Origin of the sequence: Streptomyces sp. NPDC058663 (genome assembly GCF_042716745.1) — a bacterium.
In the GTDB taxonomy this organism is placed as follows: domain Bacteria; phylum Actinomycetota; class Actinomycetes; order Streptomycetales; family Streptomycetaceae; genus Streptomyces.
The window spans coordinates 96,733-113,480 of sequence record NZ_JBHXRV010000024.1 but is presented as its reverse complement, the minus strand read 5'-3'; the positions used below and the strand labels follow the sequence as shown (position 1 = coordinate 113,480).

15 protein-coding genes are annotated in these 16,748 nt (G+C 69.9%); 11 read left to right on the top strand and 4 right to left on the bottom strand.

Annotation, left to right across the window (positions count from 1 at the left end):
* The first annotated feature begins 106 nt into the window (after nucleotides 1-106).
* From atpA to ACFWVV_RS19265, 5 genes are all read left to right on the top strand, one after another.
* Nucleotides 107-1,699, top strand: coding sequence for a F0F1 ATP synthase subunit alpha (atpA, locus tag ACFWVV_RS19285; RefSeq protein WP_384351954.1), 1,593 nt, complete (start codon nucleotides 107-109; stop codon nucleotides 1,697-1,699).
* A 20-nt stretch (nucleotides 1,700-1,719) separates the two neighbouring features.
* Complete coding sequence (locus tag ACFWVV_RS19280) at nucleotides 1,720-2,637, top strand: F0F1 ATP synthase subunit gamma (protein ID WP_384351957.1); 918 nt, start codon at nucleotides 1,720-1,722, stop codon at nucleotides 2,635-2,637.
* Complete coding sequence (gene atpD / locus ACFWVV_RS19275; RefSeq protein WP_384351960.1) at nucleotides 2,637-4,079, top strand: F0F1 ATP synthase subunit beta; 1,443 nt, start codon at nucleotides 2,637-2,639, stop codon at nucleotides 4,077-4,079. Before ACFWVV_RS19280 ends, atpD begins: the two co-directional genes overlap by 1 nt.
* 128 nt (nucleotides 4,080-4,207) lie before the next feature.
* On the top strand, nucleotides 4,208-4,582 hold the full coding sequence (locus ACFWVV_RS19270; protein WP_345228397.1) for a F0F1 ATP synthase subunit epsilon: 375 nt from the start codon (nucleotides 4,208-4,210) through the stop codon (nucleotides 4,580-4,582).
* A gap of 170 nt (nucleotides 4,583-4,752) precedes the next feature.
* The gene (locus ACFWVV_RS19265; RefSeq protein ID WP_384351964.1) at nucleotides 4,753-5,199 is read left to right on the top strand and encodes a DUF2550 domain-containing protein; all 447 of its coding nucleotides are present in this window, start codon (nucleotides 4,753-4,755) and stop codon (nucleotides 5,197-5,199) included.
* Between the two features lie 248 nt (nucleotides 5,200-5,447).
* Here ACFWVV_RS19265 and ACFWVV_RS19260 read toward each other — a convergent pair whose 3' ends face one another.
* A complete protein-coding gene (locus tag ACFWVV_RS19260; RefSeq protein ID WP_384352176.1) occupies nucleotides 5,448-7,214 on the bottom strand; it encodes a glycosyl hydrolase family 18 protein in 1,767 nt (588 codons plus the stop codon).
* A 411-nt stretch (nucleotides 7,215-7,625) separates the two neighbouring features.
* Here ACFWVV_RS19260 and ACFWVV_RS19255 point away from each other — a divergent pair, with 411 nt between their 5' ends.
* Nucleotides 7,626-8,219 carry a hypothetical protein gene (locus tag ACFWVV_RS19255; protein ID WP_384351966.1) on the top strand — a complete coding sequence of 198 codons (594 nt, stop codon included), beginning with the start codon at nucleotides 7,626-7,628 and terminating at the stop codon, nucleotides 8,217-8,219.
* A gap of 148 nt (nucleotides 8,220-8,367) precedes the next feature.
* Here the strand turns inward: ACFWVV_RS19255 and ACFWVV_RS19250 are convergent, their stop codons facing one another.
* Complete coding sequence (locus ACFWVV_RS19250) at nucleotides 8,368-8,940, bottom strand: cob(I)yrinic acid a,c-diamide adenosyltransferase (RefSeq protein ID WP_384351969.1); 573 nt, start codon at nucleotides 8,938-8,940, stop codon at nucleotides 8,368-8,370.
* Nucleotides 8,941-9,143: 203 nt separating this feature from the next.
* Between ACFWVV_RS19250 and ACFWVV_RS19245 the strand changes: the two genes are divergently transcribed.
* The 3 genes from ACFWVV_RS19245 to ACFWVV_RS19235 all read left to right on the top strand — a co-directional run bounded on the left by ACFWVV_RS19245 (nucleotide 9,144) and on the right by ACFWVV_RS19235 (nucleotide 13,406).
* Nucleotides 9,144-9,992, top strand: a complete 849-nt coding sequence (locus ACFWVV_RS19245) for a 3-hydroxyacyl-CoA dehydrogenase family protein (protein ID WP_384351972.1) — start codon at nucleotides 9,144-9,146, stop codon at nucleotides 9,990-9,992.
* A 184-nt stretch (nucleotides 9,993-10,176) separates the two neighbouring features.
* Nucleotides 10,177-10,500: an STAS domain-containing protein gene (locus tag ACFWVV_RS19240; RefSeq protein WP_384351975.1), complete on the top strand. Its 324-nt coding sequence runs from the start codon at nucleotides 10,177-10,179 to the stop codon at nucleotides 10,498-10,500.
* A gap of 257 nt (nucleotides 10,501-10,757) precedes the next feature.
* Nucleotides 10,758-13,406, top strand: coding sequence for an ATP-binding protein (locus ACFWVV_RS19235; protein ID WP_384351978.1), 2,649 nt, complete (start codon nucleotides 10,758-10,760; stop codon nucleotides 13,404-13,406).
* A 225-nt stretch (nucleotides 13,407-13,631) separates the two neighbouring features.
* On the opposite strand, the gene nucS is transcribed toward ACFWVV_RS19235, so the two are convergent.
* Entirely contained in the window at nucleotides 13,632-14,303 is a 672-nt protein-coding gene (gene nucS / locus ACFWVV_RS19230) for an endonuclease NucS (protein WP_384351981.1), read from the bottom strand.
* 235 nt (nucleotides 14,304-14,538) lie between these two features.
* On the opposite strand from nucS, the gene ACFWVV_RS19225 reads away from it, so the two are divergent.
* The gene (locus tag ACFWVV_RS19225) at nucleotides 14,539-14,931 is read left to right on the top strand and encodes an SCO5389 family protein (RefSeq protein WP_384351984.1); all 393 of its coding nucleotides are present in this window, start codon (nucleotides 14,539-14,541) and stop codon (nucleotides 14,929-14,931) included.
* Nucleotides 14,932-15,157: 226 nt separating this feature from the next.
* On the opposite strand, the gene ACFWVV_RS19220 is transcribed toward ACFWVV_RS19225, so the two are convergent.
* A complete protein-coding gene (locus ACFWVV_RS19220; RefSeq protein WP_384351987.1) occupies nucleotides 15,158-16,192 on the bottom strand; it encodes an LLM class flavin-dependent oxidoreductase in 1,035 nt (344 codons plus the stop codon).
* Between the two features lie 216 nt (nucleotides 16,193-16,408).
* Between ACFWVV_RS19220 and ACFWVV_RS19215 the strand changes: the two genes are divergently transcribed.
* Nucleotides 16,409-16,744 carry an ATP/GTP-binding protein gene (locus ACFWVV_RS19215; protein WP_384351990.1) on the top strand — a complete coding sequence of 112 codons (336 nt, stop codon included), beginning with the start codon at nucleotides 16,409-16,411 and terminating at the stop codon, nucleotides 16,742-16,744.
* Nucleotides 16,745-16,748 lie beyond the last annotated feature (4 nt).

The window sequence follows — 16,748 nt, the reverse complement described above, 5'->3', positions numbered from 1 at the left end:
AGCACCACGCATTGCCGGCGGCCCGGTTGGGCCGCAGAGGATTCCTGGGGGCCGACCCCAGACCCCTAGAAAACTTCGGGCCCAACAAGGAGAGCAGGGAACCCAGATGGCGGAGCTCACGATCCGGCCGGAGGAGATCCGGGACGCACTGGAGAACTTCGTCCAGTCGTACAAGCCGGACGCGGCCTCGCGCGAGGAGGTCGGAACTGTCAGCGTTGCCGGCGACGGCATCGCAAAGGTCGAGGGTCTTCCCTCGGCCATGGCGAACGAACTGCTGAAGTTCGAGGACGGAACCCTCGGTCTCGCCCTCAACCTCGAAGAGCGCGAGATCGGTGCGATCGTCCTCGGCGAGTTCAGCGGTATCGAGGAGGGCCAGCCGGTGCAGCGCACCGGTGAGGTGCTCTCCGTCGGCGTCGGCGAGGGCTACCTCGGCCGCGTCGTCGACCCGCTCGGCAACCCGATCGACGGCCTCGGCGAGATCGAGACCGAGGGCCGCCGCGCCCTGGAGCTGCAGGCTCCGGGCGTCATGGTCCGTAAGTCCGTGCACGAGCCCATGCAGACCGGCTACAAGGCCGTCGACGCGATGGTGCCGGTCGGCCGTGGTCAGCGTCAGCTGATCATCGGCGACCGCCAGACGGGTAAGACCGCACTGGCCGTCGACACGATCATCAACCAGCGTGACAACTGGCGCTCGGGCGACGTGAACAAGCAGGTGCGCTGCATCTACGTCGCCATCGGTCAGAAGGGCTCCACCATCGCCTCCGTGCGTGGTGCGCTCCAGGAGGCCGGCGCGCTCGAGTACACGACGATCGTCGCCGCCCCCGCGTCCGACCCGGCAGGCTTCAAGTACCTGGCGCCGTACACCGGTTCGGCCATCGGCCAGCACTGGATGTACGCCGGTAAGCACGTCCTGATCATCTTCGACGACCTGTCGAAGCAGGCCGACGCCTACCGTGCCGTGTCGCTGCTGCTGCGCCGTCCGCCGGGCCGCGAGGCCTACCCGGGCGACGTCTTCTACCTGCACTCGCGTCTCCTCGAGCGTTGCGCGAAGCTGTCGGACGACATGGGCGCCGGTTCGATGACCGGTCTGCCGATCGTCGAGACCAAGGCGAACGACGTGTCGGCGTTCATTCCGACCAACGTCATCTCCATCACCGACGGCCAGTGCTTCCTGGAGTCCGACCTGTTCAACGCGGGCCAGCGCCCGGCGCTGAACGTCGGCATCTCGGTCTCCCGTGTCGGTGGCTCCGCCCAGCACAAGGCCATGAAGCAGGTTTCCGGCCGACTGCGTGTGGACCTCGCCCAGTACCGCGAGCTGGAGGCGTTCGCCGCCTTCGGTTCCGACCTGGACGCGGCCTCCAAGGCGTCGCTGGAGCGCGGCAAGCGCATGGTCGAGCTGCTGAAGCAGGGCCAGTACCAGCCGATGCCCGTCGAGGAGCAGGTCGTCTCCGTCTGGGCCGGTACCACCGGCAAGATGGACGACGTCCCGGTCGAGGACATCCGCCGCTTCGAGACCGAGCTGCTGGACTACCTGCGCCGCGAGCGCAAGGAGCTCCTCACCTCGATCGCCGACGGCGGCAAGATGAACGACGACACGCTCCAGTCCATCGCCGACGCGATTACCACGTTCAAGGGGCGTTTCGAGACCTCGGACGGCAAGTCCCTGGGCGAGGACGTCTCCGTCAACGTCTCCAAGTGACGACGGAAGGGACCTGACTCATGGGAGCCCAGCTCCGGGTCTACAAGCGTCGCATCCGATCCGTCACCGCGACCAAGAAGATCACCAAGGCGATGGAGATGATCGCCGCCTCCCGCATCGTCAAGGCTCAGCGCCAGGTGGCGGCCTCCACGCCGTACGCCCGTGAACTGAACCGCGCGGTGACGGCGGTGGCGACCGGATCCAACACCAAGCACCCGCTGACCACCGAGGCCGAGGCCCCGACCCGCGCCGCGGTCCTGCTCATCACGAGCGACCGCGGTCTGGCCGGCGGCTACTCCTCCAACGCCCTCAAGGCTGCGGAGAAGCTCACCGAGCGGCTTCGCGGCGAGGGCAAGGAGGTCGACACGTACATCGTCGGCCGCAAGGGTGTCGCCTACTACGGGTTCCGCGAGCGCAAGGTCGCGGACTCGTGGACGGGCTTCACCGACAGCCCCACCTACGCGGACGCCAAGCGGGTGGCCGCCCCGATCATCGAGGCAGTCACCAGGGAGACGGCCGAGGGCGGTGTCGACGAACTGCACATCGTGTTCACCGAGTTCGTGTCGATGATGACGCAGAACCCGGTGGAGAACCGGATGCTGCCGCTCAGCCTCACGGAGGTCGAGAAGGAGGAGGGCAAGAAGGACGAGATCCTTCCGCTCTTCGACTTCGAGCCGTCGGCGGAGGACGTCCTCGACGCCCTGCTGCCGCGATACGTCGAAAGCCGTATCTACAACGCACTGCTTCAGTCCGCCGCTTCCGAGCACGCCGCCCGCCGGCGCGCGATGAAGTCGGCGACCGACAACGCCGGGGAGCTCATCAAGAGCCTCTCCCGGCTTGCCAACGCGGCCCGCCAGGCCGAAATCACCCAGGAAATCAGCGAGATCGTCGGTGGCTCCAGCGCCCTCGCCGACGCGAACGCGGGGAGTGACAAGTAATGACGACCACTGTGGAGACGGCCGCCGCCACGGGCCGTGTTGCCCGTGTCATCGGCCCTGTCGTCGACGTGGAGTTCCCCGTCGACGCCATGCCGGAGATCTACAACGCCCTCAAGGTCCAGGTCGCAGACCCGGCCGAGGACGGCAAGGTCAAGACGCTGACCCTGGAAGTCGCCCTGCACCTGGGTGACGGCCTGGTCCGCGCGATCTCGATGCAGCCCACCGACGGTCTGGTCCGCCAGGCCCCGGTCACCGACACCGGCGAGGGCATCACCGTCCCCGTCGGCGAGATGACCAAGGGCAAGGTGTTCAACACCCTCGGCGAGATCCTGAACAAGCCGGAGGCCAACGCCGAGGTGACCGAGCGGTGGCCCATCCACCGCAAGGCCCCGTCGTTCGACCAGCTCGAGTCGAAGACCGAGATGTTCGAGACCGGCGTCAAGGTCATCGACCTTCTCACCCCGTACGTCAAGGGTGGAAAGATCGGTCTGTTCGGTGGTGCCGGTGTCGGCAAGACCGTGCTGATCCAGGAAATGATCTACCGCGTGGCCAACAACCACGACGGTGTGTCGGTGTTCGCCGGTGTCGGTGAGCGCACCCGTGAGGGCAACGACCTCATCGAGGAAATGGCCGAGTCCGGCGTCATCGACAAGACGGCGCTCGTGTTCGGCCAGATGGACGAGCCGCCGGGCACGCGTCTTCGCGTCGCGCTCTCGGGTCTGACCATGGCGGAGTACTTCCGCGATGTGCAGAAGCAGGACGTGCTCTTCTTCATCGACAACATCTTCCGCTACACGCAGGCGGGTTCCGAGGTCTCCACGCTCCTCGGCCGCATGCCGTCCGCGGTGGGTTACCAGCCGAACCTGGCCGACGAGATGGGTCTCCTCCAGGAGCGCATCACCTCGACCCGTGGTCACTCGATCACCTCGATGCAGGCGATCTACGTCCCCGCGGACGACCTGACCGACCCGGCGCCGGCCACCACCTTCGCCCACCTGGACGCGACGACCGTTCTGTCGCGCCCGATCTCGGAGAAGGGCATCTACCCCGCGGTGGACCCGCTCGACTCCACGTCGCGCATCCTGGACCCCCGCTACATCGCGGCGGACCACTACGCGGCCGCCATGCGTGTCAAGGGGATCCTGCAGAAGTACAAGGACCTCCAGGACATCATCGCGATCCTCGGTATCGACGAGCTGGGTGAAGAGGACAAGCTCGTTGTCCACCGCGCCCGTCGCGTCGAGCGGTTCCTGTCGCAGAACACCCACGTCGCCAAGCAGTTCACCGGCGTGGACGGTTCGGACGTACCGCTGGAAGAGTCGATCCGCGCGTTCAACGCGATCTGCGACGGCGACTACGACCACTTCCCCGAGCAGGCGTTCTTCATGTGCGGTGGCATTGAGGACCTCAAGGCCAACGCCAAGGAGCTCGGCGTCAGCTGACGCCAGGCACCACCCGTAGTGCCGTACGTGTGAGAGGGGCGGGCCTGCCCCGCCCCTCTCCCGTACACCCCCTAGACTTTGACCCAACACCCGGCAGCAGTGCCGGGTGGTGACCCGAGGAGCCACCCTTGGCTGCTGAGCTGCACGTCGAGCTGGTCGCAGCGGACCGCAACGTCTGGTCCGGCGAGGCCACACTGGTCGTCGCGCGCACCACGTCCGGCGACATCGGCGTCATGCCCGGTCACCAGCCGCTTCTGGGTGTGCTGGAATCGGGCCCCGTGACCATCCGTACGAGCGAGGGCGGCACCGTCGTCGCCGCCGTGCACGGCGGTTTCATCTCGTTCGCCGACAACAAGCTGTCTCTGCTCGCGGAGATCGCCGAGCTGGCCGACGAGATCGACACCGCGCGTGCGGAGCGGGCGCTGGAAGCCGCGAAGGCGGCGGACGACTCCGCCGCCGAGCGTCGTGCCGACGTCCGTCTGCGCGCGGTGGCGGGACACTGATCCCGTCTCGCGACAAGAGTTTTTTCCTCAGCCGCGGCTCGTACTGGATACTTCCGGGACGGGTCGCGGCTGAGGCGATGCAGATGCGGTTCTGTGTCGCGTGTGCTGCTGTTCCGAGTGCGTAGTGCTTTTCCGTAGTGGTACTGGATGAGGCGAGGAGGTCGTAGGAGATGATCCTCGCTCTGCTTGTGTGCGGCTCTGTCGTCCTGCTGGTGCTGGTGGGACTGTTCGTCTTCGGGCTGCGCCGGAGGCTGATCCAGCGCTCCGGGGGCACCTTCGACTGTTCGCTGCGCTGGGACACCCCCGAAGAGCTGGACACCTCCGGCAAGGGCTGGGTGTACGGCGTCGCCCGCTACAGCGGCGACCGGATCGCCTGGTTCCGGGTCTTCTCGTACTCTCCCAAGCCGCGCCGGGTCCTGGAGCGCTCCGCCATCGAGGTCGTCACGCGACGCGCGCCCGAGGGCGAGGAGGAGCTGGCGCTGCTCTCCGACGCGCACATCCTGGGCTGTGTCCACCGGGGTACGCGACTGGAGCTGGCGATGAGCGAGGACGCCCTCACCGGGTTCCTCGCGTGGCTCGAAGCGGCGCCGCCCGGCCAACGAGTCAATGTGGCTTAGACAGGCCTTCTCGTTGGTGGGGGGTACCCCTGGACGAAGTCTGGGGGAGAGTCAATGTGGCTTAGACAGGCCTTCTCGTTGGTGGGGGGTACCCCCGGACGAAGTCTGGGGGAAGGTCGACGTGGCGCAGGACTGGTGAGCGTCAACGTGGCGCAGGACTGGTGCGGGTGACATGAAGAAGGCCGGCAGTTCGGGGGCGGACCCGAACTGCCGGCCTTCTGTCTGTCCTGCTGCGTGATCCCCGGGGGCTACTTCAGGCCGGAGTCGATCGCCGTGACCAGCTCGCCGTTGGCGGTGTCACCGCTGAACTCCCAGAAGAAGGCGCCTCCCAGGCCCTGGCCCTTGGCCCAGGCCATCTTGGAGTTGATGGTGGCCGGGGTGTCGTAGCTCCACCAGTCCGTGCCGCAGTGCGCGTAGGCGGTGCCGGCGACGGTGCCGTTGGCCGGGCACTTGGCCTTGAGGATCTTGTAGTCCTCGATGCCCTGCTCGTACGTTCCGGCCGCCGGGCCCGTGGCGGTGCCGCCCGGCTCCTTCTGGGTGACGCCGGTCCAGCCGCGGCCGTAGAAGCCGATGCCGAGCAGGAGCTTCTTGGCCGGGACGCCCTTGGCCTTCAGCTTGGCGATCGCCTCGGCGGAGTTGAAGCCGGCCTGCGGGATGCCCGGGTAGGAGGTGAGCGGGGAGTGCGGGGCCGTCGGGCCCTTCGCCGCCCAGGCGCCGAAGAAGTCGTACGTCATCACGTTGTACCAGTCGAAGGACTTGGCCGCGGTGGCGTAATCGGCGGCGTCTATCTTGCCGCCCTCCGAGGCGTCGGCGGTGATGGCGGCGGTGACCAGGTTGTTCGCGCCGAACTTGGTGCGCAGGGCGGAGGCCACGTTGCCGAGGGCGGCGGGACCGCTGGTGTCACAGGTCAGACCGCAGGCGTTCGGGTACTCCCAGTCGATGTCGATGCCGTCGAAGACATCGGCCCAGCGCGGGTCCTCGACCAGCTTGTAGCAGGAGTCGGCGAACGCGGCCGGGTTCTTGGACGCCTCACCGAAGCCGCCGGACCAGGTCCAGCCGCCGAACGACCAGATCACCTTGATGTGCGGGTACTTGGCCTTCAGCTTGCGCAGCTGGTTGAAGTTGCCGCGCAACGGCTGGTCCCAGGTGTCGGCGACCCCGTCGACCGACTGCTCGGCGGTGTACGCCTTGTCGTAGTCCGCGAAGGCGTCACCGATGGTGCACTTGCCGCCCTGGACGTTGCCGAAGGCGTAGTTGATGTGGGTGATCTTCGCCGCGGAGCCGGACGTCACCAGGTTCTTGACGTGGTAGTTGCGGCCGTAGACGCCCCAGTTGGTGAAGTATCCGAGCTTCACCTGGTCACCGGGCCCGGGGCCCGGGTCGGTGCCGCCGCCAGTGGTCTTGACCGCGACGGAGCCGCTGGCCGGGCCCGTCTGGTCGGCGGTGTCGCGGGCCTGGATCGCGTACGAGTAACTCGTGCCCTTGGTCAGGGAGTTGTCGGTGTACGTGAGGCCGGTGACGGTGGCGACCCTGGAGCCGTCGCGCAGGACGTCGTAGTTCTTGATGCCCTTGTCGTCGGTGGCGGCCGTCCAGGTCAGCTTGGCCGAGGTGTCGGTGATGCCGCCGGCCACCGGGGTGCCCGGGGCGGAAGGGGCGGCGTCGCCCGGCTGGGTGTCACCGTCGCAGGACAGCCCGTTGAGCTTGCAGCCGCTCGGGTTGCCGGGGCCGGTGCCGTTGAAGCCGAAGGTGACGGCGGCACCGGGGGCCAGGGTGCCGTTCCAGGAGAGGTTCTTGGCCGTGTAGTGGTTGCCGGAGGCGCTGAGCGAGGCGTCCCAGGCGGAGCCGGCCTTGGTGCCGGTGGGGAAGTCCCACTCCACGGTCCACGAGGTCATGGTGGTGGTGCCGGTGTTCTTGACGGTCCACGAGCCCTCGAAACCGGAGCCCCAGTCCGACTTCTTGGTGTACGTCGCCGTCGCGGCGGGCGCGGCCTGCGCGGGGGAGGCGAGGCCGACCATCGCGGCGAGGGGAACGACGAGCGCGGTGAGCGTGGCCGTGAGGCGCCTTCTCAGGCGCGAGGTGCGCGGGGGACAAGGGGGGGTTGCAGTACTCAAGGGTTGCTCCCGAGAGAGAGGTCCGACATGACGGGTATGGGACCTGCGCCGCCTGGTGAGCACGCCCGTAATGGGGGAGGTGTTGTCATGGCGTGCTCACCACTGCAGTGCGGCGAGCGTGCCAAGGTCTGGACCAATCGTCAAGAGGTCTGGACCAGAGAAGGTCGCGGCCCGTTCCGCCCCGCGACCCGCCTTGTCCACTCTTCTCCACCCCTTCTCCACCGAAGGATGCAGGCCGTTTTCCTCACTGGGGACGATGACCTGCGGGTGGGGGCGCGGCGACCATGGGGACATGCTCACGGGAGAGGTGTCGTCATGATCGTCGCGTTGATCATCGCGTGCGAGGTCGCGTTCTGGGTGCTGCTGCTCGGCGGGCTCTCGCTGCGGTATCTGGCGAAGATGCCGCGGCTCGGGGCGGCGCTGCTGCTGTGCGAGCCGCTGCTGGAAGTGGTGCTGCTGGTGGTCACCGCGATCGACCTGAAGAATGGTGCGCAGGCGGACTGGAAGCACGGTCTCGCCGCGGTCTACATCGGCTTCACGGTGGCCATGGGCCACTACATGATCAAGGTCATCGACGTGCGGTTCGCGCACCGGTTCGCGGGCGGGCCCGCACCGGTCAAGCCGCCGAAGTACGGCACCGCACGGATGGTGTACGAGTGGAAGAGCGCCGCCCGGTGGATCCTGGCGGCCGGTATCGCTGCGGGGCTCCTCCAGCTCGCGATCCTGTACGTGGGGGACAGCGGCCAGGTGGCGTCGCTGCGCAACTGGCAGTCCAAGATGGGGATCGTGGCCGTGATCAACCTGATCATCGCCGGCAGCTACACACTGTTCCCGAAGTCCGATCCGGCGCCGGACGCGCGGGACGCGGACGCGGAGCCGGGGAAGGCCGGGACGTACCTCAAGAAGTGATCCGGTGCCGGGCGGCGGCTTCCCCCGCCGTCCGGCACCCCGGCGCCCGCCGTCCGGCACCCCGGCGCCCGCACCCGGCACCCCGGCGTCCGCACGTCGGCCGCCGCCCGTGTCCGGCGTCCCGCCGCCCGTCCCCGTTTTTCTCCGGTCAGCGCTCGCCGCCCGGCACCCACAGGACGTCGCCGACCGACTTGTTGGCCGTCCTGGCGAGGATGAAGAGCAGGTCCGACAGCCGGTTCAGATACGTGGCCGTCAGCGGGTTCATGGTGTCGCCGTGCACCTCGAAGGCCGCCCACGTCGAGCGCTCCGCGCGCCGGACCACCGTGCACGCCTGGTGCAGCAGCGCGGCGCCCGGCGTGCCCGCCGGGAGGATGAAGGAGCGCAGCTTCTCCAGCTCCGCGAGGTAGCCGTCGCAGTCCTCCTCCAGCTTGTCGATGTACGACTGCTCGACCCGCAGCGGCGGGTACTCGGGGTTCTCCACGACCGGCGTCGACAGGTCGGCGCCCACGTCGAACAGATCGTTCTGGATCCGGGTGAGGACCTTGACCACGTCTTCGCCGAGGCTGCCCAGCGCGATCGCCGTACCGATGACCGCGTTGGCCTCGTTGGCGTCCGCGTACGCCGCGATCCGCAGATCGGTCTTGGCTGTACGGCTCATGTCACCGAGCGCGGTGGTGCCCTTGTCGCCGGTACGGGTGTAGATACGCGTCAGATTGACCATGCGTAGGAGCCTAGTCACTCGTCGCACCCCCGCCCGTACCAGTGTGATGTCCGTCATGTGAGACGTGACGCGCATCTCTTCGCCGCCCCAGCGGCCGCATCCGGCGATAGCCTCCGCCTCAGGACAACGAACACCCGGTAGCGCGCGGTGCCTGAGGGCCCGTCAGCCGGAGTCGGCCGGAGCAGTAGTCAAGGGAGTGTGCAGTGGCCAGGAAGCTTGCCGTCATCGGTGCCGGTCTCATGGGATCGGGCATCGCCCAGGTCTCGGCGCAGGCGGGCTGGGACGTGGTCCTGCGCGATGTGACCGACGCGGCGCTGACCCGTGGCACCGACGGCATCAAGGCCTCGTACGACAGGTTCGTGAGCAAGGGCAAGCTGACGGCTCAGGACGCCGAGGCAGCCCTCGCCCGGATCACCACCAGCACCGAGCTGGACGCCGTCGCCGACGCGGACATCGTCGTCGAGGCCGTCTTCGAGAAGCTGGAGGTCAAGCACGAGATCTTCCGCTCCCTCGACAAGATCGTGCGCGAGGACACGGTGCTCGCCTCCAACACCTCCGCCATCCCGATCACCAAGATCGCCGCCGTGACGGAGCGCCCGGAGCGCGTGGTCGGAGCGCACTTCTTCTCGCCGGTGCCGATGATGCAGCTCTGCGAGCTCGTCCGCGGCTACAAGACCAGCGACGAGACCCTCGCCACCGCACGGGAGTTCGCCGAGTCCGTCGGCAAGACCTGCATCGTCGTCAACCGCGACGTGGCCGGCTTCGTGACCACCCGGCTGATCTCGGCGCTCGTCGTCGAGGCGGCGAAGCTGTACGAGTCGGGTGTTGCCAGCGCCGAGGACATCGACATCGCCTGCAAGCTGGGCTTCGGGCACGCCATGGGCCCGCTCGCCACCGCCGATCTGACCGGCGTCGACATCCTGCTGCACGCCACCGGCAACATCTACACCGAGTCGCAGGACGAGAAGTTCGCGCCGCCGGAGCTGATGCGGCGCATGGTCGACGCGGGCGACATCGGCCGCAAGAGCGGACAGGGCTTCTACAAGCACTGATCGAACGGTGGAGGGGAAAAGGTGCGGAGTTCACCCTGGGGGGTGAATTTCGCATCGATTCGCTTACAGACGGCAACTTCTTGGGTCTTCCGACAGTCAGTTGAGGGACAACTGAGTGGCCGGACGGCCGGTGGAAGCACAGAGACTCAGTCAACAGGGACTCAAGCACTCGTGGGGAGCGCACATGCACATCAGGGGCGATCACGTCGAGCTGGTCGTCGGGGGCCGCCTCGACGTCCGCAGCGCGGCGGACGCCCGTACGGTTCTGCACTCGGCCGTCGACGACGGAGCGGGCGACCTGGTGCTCGACCTGACCGAGCTGGACTCCTGGGACGCCGCCGGACTCGGCGTCATCATGGGTGCCCACCGACGGGCCGGCCGGTGCGGGCGGCGCCTGGTGCTGCGCGGCGTGCCGCCCCAGATGCAGCGGCTGCTCGTGGCGACCAGGCTGCACCGGATCCTGGCGATCGAGGGCGGACTGGCATTGGACTCGCTGCCCCGGGTCTGAGGACCGGGCCGGGGACTTGCTGCCCCGCGGGGCGCGCGGCGGGGCGGCGCAATCCTCACAGGACTGTGACGTCCCGTAGACCTCGTTCCCCCGGCGCTCGGAGATAATGGGCGAAGGTCTGGGGTTCGGTCGCCTGCCGCTTGACGAGCCCGGTAATGGATGCACCCACGTCGGCGGGCACCGGACCAGAAGCGACAGCGAGCGTGCGAAAGGCCGGAGGGGGCAGTCAGCACGCAACGCATCTGGGGGGCTTGACCATGGACCCGATGAACCGGGGATCCGAAGAGTACGGGCAGGACAACAACGGCAACCACGACGAGCGGGAGGGTTCGCGTCCGCGCGACCCGATGACCCGTGACCTCGGGCCGAGCGCGGCATCCGCGCCGGCCCGCACCGTACAGCTCACGTCGGGCGACTTCCTGCTGACCGTCAATCCGGTGGACGGCAGCGAGATAGAACCGTGCCCGCCCGGCGAGCGCCCCGGGGCGCCCGTCAGGCACCCGGCCGCCGACCGCGCCGAACTGGCGCGCGCGGCGAAGCCGGCCGTGCCGCCCGGGCCCGCCACACCCGAACTGCCGCTCCTGGAGCGGCAGGAGGAGCGCGAGCGGCTGGTGGCACTGGTCTCCCGCGGCCGTTCCGTGCGGCTGGTGGGGTCCGCCGGATCGGGGCGTACCGCACTGCTCGACGCTGTCGCCGCGGACTGCGCGGGCCTCGCGCCGGACGGCGTCGTACGGCTCTCCGGGTACCGGCGCACCCAGGCGGAACTGCTGCAGGACCTGTTCGCGGCGGTCTTCCGGGCGCCCCGGCACCGGCCAGGACCCGACGAACTGCGCGCCTACGTGCACGACATCGGGGCGGTCGTCGTCCTGGACGACCTGGAGTTCGGCGGCGACGCGCTCCAGGAACTGCTGGACGCGACGCCCGAGTGCGCGTTCCTGATCTCCGTGACGCCCGAGGCGGCCGCCCTGACGCCGTCCGGGCTCCTCGAAGAGGTGCTGCTCGGCGGACTCGGCAGGGGCTCCTCGCTGGAGCTCCTGGAGCGGGCCGTGCAGCGGCCGCTCACCGACGAGGAGGCGAACTGGGCGGGTGACCTCTGGTTCGAGTCGGAGGGGCTGCCGCTGCGCTTCGTGCAGGCCGGTGCACTGCTGCGGCAGCGGGACGTCCTGCGTGCCGACCCGGGGGCCTTCGACGAGTACGGGTACTTCACCGAGGCACCGCTGGACGCGCCCTTCGATGCCGAGGACGGCCACGACGTACCGCTGTCGACCCTCGCGGAGGGCATGGCCCCGGTCGCGCCGCTGGCGGCACGGCTGAGCGAGTCCGCGCGGGCCACCCTGCGGTTCGCTGTGGCGCTCGGCGGCGAGGTGCCGCACCAGGCCCACCTGCCCGCGCTGGTGGGCGACACCCACGCGGACGCCGCCCTCGGCGAACTGCTGGAGTGCGGGCTGCTGTCGCGGTCAGGGGCACGCCACCGGCTGGCCGCCGGGGCCGAGATACAGCTGCTCGACGCCGGGTACGGCGAGGACGCCACCGAGCACGCGCTGACCGCGGCCCAGCACTACGCCTGGTGGGCAGGCCATCCCTCGGTGACGCCGGAGCGGATATCCGCCGAGTCCGACGCCGTGCTGGCCGCGCTCGCCGCGCTGGTGCCGGGGACCGAGGTGGAGCACCCGAGCGCCGCCGTGCTGCTGGCCCGCACCGCGGCTCCCGCCTTCGCGGCGGGGTTGCAGTGGGGGGCCTGGGAGCGGTCGCTGCGCACCGGCGCTGAGGCCTCCCGGCTCGCCGGGGAGGTGGGCGAAGAGGCCTACTTCCACCACGAGCTGGGCGTTCTCGCCCTGTGCGGCGGTCGGCTCGACCGGGCGCGCGCCGAGTTGGAGACCTCCGTCGGGCTGCGGGGCGCGCTCGCCGACAAGCGGGGCACCGTCGCCGCCCGGCGGGCCCTGGCGCTGGTCACCGACCGCAGTGGCGGTGCGCCGGGGCCCGTGCTCGCGGGCCGTGGGTTCGGTGCCGGTGCTCACGCCGCCGCCGTCCCGCGCTCGCCCTTCGACACGCCGTACGACCCCTTCACCGAGCGTTCGTCGGCCGGCGAGGAGATACCCGCCGCAGGGTACGAGGAGTCCGCCTCGCCGCCCGCCGGGGTGCCGGCCGGGATGGGCGCGCTGTCGCTGTCCGGGGCACCGGACTCCGACGAGCCGTTGGTGACGAGGTCGGCGGGGGGTGCGGAGGGTCCGCCGTCGCGCCGCTCGATGCTCCACGGCGCGCGGCGCAACCTGGTCGCGGCGGGGGCGGGTGCACTGCTCGTCGCCGTCCTCGGCACGGTGGTCACCCTCGGCGCGACCGGCAACAAGGTCGGCGACGACGGCGGCCGGACCCCTGAGCAGTCCGCCAACCAGGACACCGGCAAGGGCGGCCTGGACGCCGACCGGGCCGAGGGCTCCGAGGGCAACGGCTCCGGCGGCGGCAGCAGCAGCGTCGACGACGGCTCGGCCGGGCGCGGGGTGCCCGCCGCCGACAGCACCAGCCGCGACAGGGGCCCCGGGTCCCCGGACCCGACGTCCACCACCGGCCCCGGGGCGGGCAAGCCGACCGACGGGGCCGGCGAGCCGACGAAGCCGCCCACGACACCGGGCAGGCCCACCGATCCGCCGACCAGGCCGACGGTTCCGCCCACCAAGCCGACGGTCCCGCCGACCAAGCCGACCGATCCGCCGACGACACCGACGGTGCCGCCGACCACGCCCAAACCGGACCCGACGACTCCCAAGCCCGATCCGCCGACGTCACCGGGCAACCCGCCGGCGACCTCGCCGGACAACCCGCCGACGTCGCCCGTCGACGACCAGCCGCCGACCTCACCGGGGACGGCGGTCAGCGCGGCCGGGCCCACGGTCGCGCGGATCGGCTGAGCGCACCGGCGCTCCGCGCGGGGTGCGCCACTCACGCGCCCCCGCGCACACAAAGAGTTCTGCCCCGCCTGTCGCACAGGCGGGGCAGAACTCTTTCCCGATGGCGGGCGGGACCGGCGGCCAGATCCCCTGCGGGACCCGGGCAGGCACCCCCGCCACGGCAAGGCGCAAGGCGCACACGCGTCACGGCCAGGGCACACCCGCCACCGGCGGGGCTCCGAGGGCTCAGAAGAGCCGGAGCTTGTCGTCCTCGATGCCGCGCATGGCGTTGTAGTCCAGCACCACGCAGCGGATACCGCGGTCGGTGGCCAGCACACGGGCCTGGGGCTTGATCTCCTGGGCGGCGAAGACACCGGTCACCGGCGCCAAGTGCGGGTCCCGGTTGAGGAGTTTGAGGTAACGGGTCAGCTGCTCGACACCGTCGATGTCACCGCGGCGCTTCAGCTCGACGGCCACGGTCGCCCCGTCCGCGTCCCTGCACAGGATGTCGACCGGGCCGATCGCCGTCATGTACTCACGGCGGATCAGGGTGTGGCCCTCGCCGAGGATTTCGATGCGGTCGGCCAGGAGCTCCTGGAGGTGCGCCTCCACGCCGTCCTTGATGAGCCCGGGGTCGACGCCGAGCTCGTAGGACGAGTCGTGGAGGACTTCCTCCATCGTGATGATCAGTTTCTCGCCCGCCTTGTTGATCACCGTCCAGACACCGGCGTCGTCACCGGTGCCCTCCTTCAAAGTGCAGGGCGGCGACATCCAGTTGAGCGGTTTGTACGCCCTGTCGTCCGCGTGAATGGAGACGCTGCCGTCCGCCTTCACCAGGATCAGACGGGGGGCGGAGGGCAGATGGGCGGTGAGCCGGCCCGCGTAGTCCACGGAGCAGCGGGCGATGACGAGACGCATGGGGAGCAACGCTACTCGACGCGGCGGGGTGCACGCGATTCGCCCCGTACGACCCCCTTCGCAGCACCGGTGCGCCCCCTCCGTGATGGCCGGTTGTATGCGCAATCCCCTGTCGCGGCAGGGGCGGCGCGCTTACCGTGGATGCAGGAGGTTGCCGTGCGTGCACGCTGCGTTGCGGCGCTCCTGCCCTGCCCGGAAGACCCCGTCTCTGTGCGGGGTCGCGAGAGGAGAACCCATGTCGCTCGACGTCTCACCGGCTCTGTTGGAACAGGCCGAGCGAGGCGAGGTCGACGAAGCAGAATTCGTCGACTGCGTCCGGACCTCCCTGCCCTTCGCATGGGAGATGATCAGCTCGCTGGTGGCACAGCTGAAGGTCGACGGTGGTCAGTTCGCCGACAACCAGACGCCGCCGCCGGACGAGCAGGCGCGCGGTCAGCTGCTGCGCGCCCTGGCGAGTGACGCCATCCGCGGTTCGCTGGAGCGTCACTTCGGAGTACGTCTCGCATTCCAGAACTGCCACCGCGTCGCGGTGTTCCCGCTGGACTCCTCGGTCGACGAGCGGCTCGCCCGCTTCACTTCGATCCGCGGCCAGCTGCTCAACCAATCTCCGGAACTGCGGGACTGCTGACGTACGAGGCTGCCGCCCCCGCGTCGCGGGAGGTGTATTGACGCCGGGGCGGCAGCTCCCCGGGTGGCAACCCCCGCCGGGAGACCACCCCTCGCCGGGAGGTGCCGGGAGGCGCCCGGCGGAAGGCGGCGGACGGTCACCGGGGCAGTGACGGTCACCGTGACAGCGACGGTCACCGTGGCAGTGACGGATGCCCCCGCCGTGACGGTCACCGCGGCACGGACGCTCACCGCAGCAGCGACCGCACGTCGCCGCCCAGCCGGCGGACGTTCTCCTCCGTGCAGGCGAGGTCGCCGGAGCCCTCCGTGAGCAGCGCGAAGCGCGTGATTCCGGTCCTTTCCGAGGTCGCCGCCAGCCGGTCCGCCGCCACCTGCGGCGTCCCCACCGGGTGCAGATCGCACAGCTTCTCCGTGTACGCCACCGGGTCGCGCATCGCGCGGTGCCTGCCGTCGACCGTGACGTGTGCGTCCAGCCCCTGCTTCAGCCAGCCCGGCATCGCCTTGGTGAGGATCTCGCGGGCGTCGGCGGTGGTGTCCGCGATCTGCGCGACCCCGGCGGAGACATGGCCGCGCGCACCGGCTTCGACCTCCGCCGCCGTGCGCCCACTGGCGCGGGCGTGGGAGCGCCACAGGGCGGTCATGCCGGCCTTGTCCTCGTCCCCGCAGTGCATCCCGAGGAGCATCGGCAGGCCCTTCTCGGCGGCCAGCTTCACGCTCTTCGCCGAGGTGCAGGCGACGACGACCTCGGGACCCGGGGTGCCCTCCAGCAGTTCGTCGGGGCGGGGGACGACGGCGACCTCGCGGAAGCGGTAGCGCTCGCCGTCGGCCGCCACCCGGTCCTCGCGCAGCCAGCGCAGCAGCAGGTCCAGCGATTCCGGGAAGCCCTCCTCGTACGCCCGGATGCCGCTGCCGAAGACCTCCAGGTCGACCCACGGGCCGCCGCGTCCCACGCCGAGGGTGAACCGGCCGCCGGAGGTGATGTGCAGCAGCGCCGCCTGCTCCGCCACGTTGACCGGGTGGGCGGTGGGCAGCACCGTCACCGCCGTGCCCACCCGGATCCGGCGGGTGCGGCCGAGCAGCAGCGCGGCCAGCGTCACCGCGGACGGGCACACCCCGTAGGGCACGAAGTGGTGTTCGGCCAGCCAGACCGAGTCGAGGCCCGATTGCTCGGCGACCTCCGCGGTCCGTACGGCCCGGTGCAGGGTCTCCCCCTGCCCCTGGCCCGGGAACTGGGCCGCCAGTACAAAAGCTCCAATGTGCATCGCCTTTTGCCTCCTTGCGGGTGCTCGGTTCGGCGATCCCCCACTGGCATTAACGCCTGACAAGTGCCAAGGGCACGGGCATGCGCAAAGATCTTGTGATTGTCCGGCTACTGGTGCCGCGGGGGTACCGCAGTACCTCCCTCAGTGGTACGCCTACCCCTGCCGGATGGGCCTAGGCTGTGGGAAAACAGTCCGTACGGCCCCATGAGGTGCTACGTGTCTCCGCGCCACAACCGTCCCCGAGGCGGCGCCAGTCCGACTCCCAGCACCCGAGGCGGCGGTGGCTCGCCGGACCGCTACGGACTCCAGCACGCGGAGTCCTGGCAGGGGGAGGAGTGGCTGGTGCGGCAGGTGAGCGGGGCGAGCGCGCAGGGCAAGCGGTACCGCTGCCCCGGCTGCGACCAGGAGATTCCCTCCGGAGTCCCGCACCTGGTGGCCTGGCCGGACTACGGCGGCGTCGACGACCGCAGGCACTGGCACAAGGCCTGCTGGAACGCGAAGGACCGCCGCACCACACGGGTGCAGCGGTCCCGCAACGCGCCGCGCTACTAGGGCC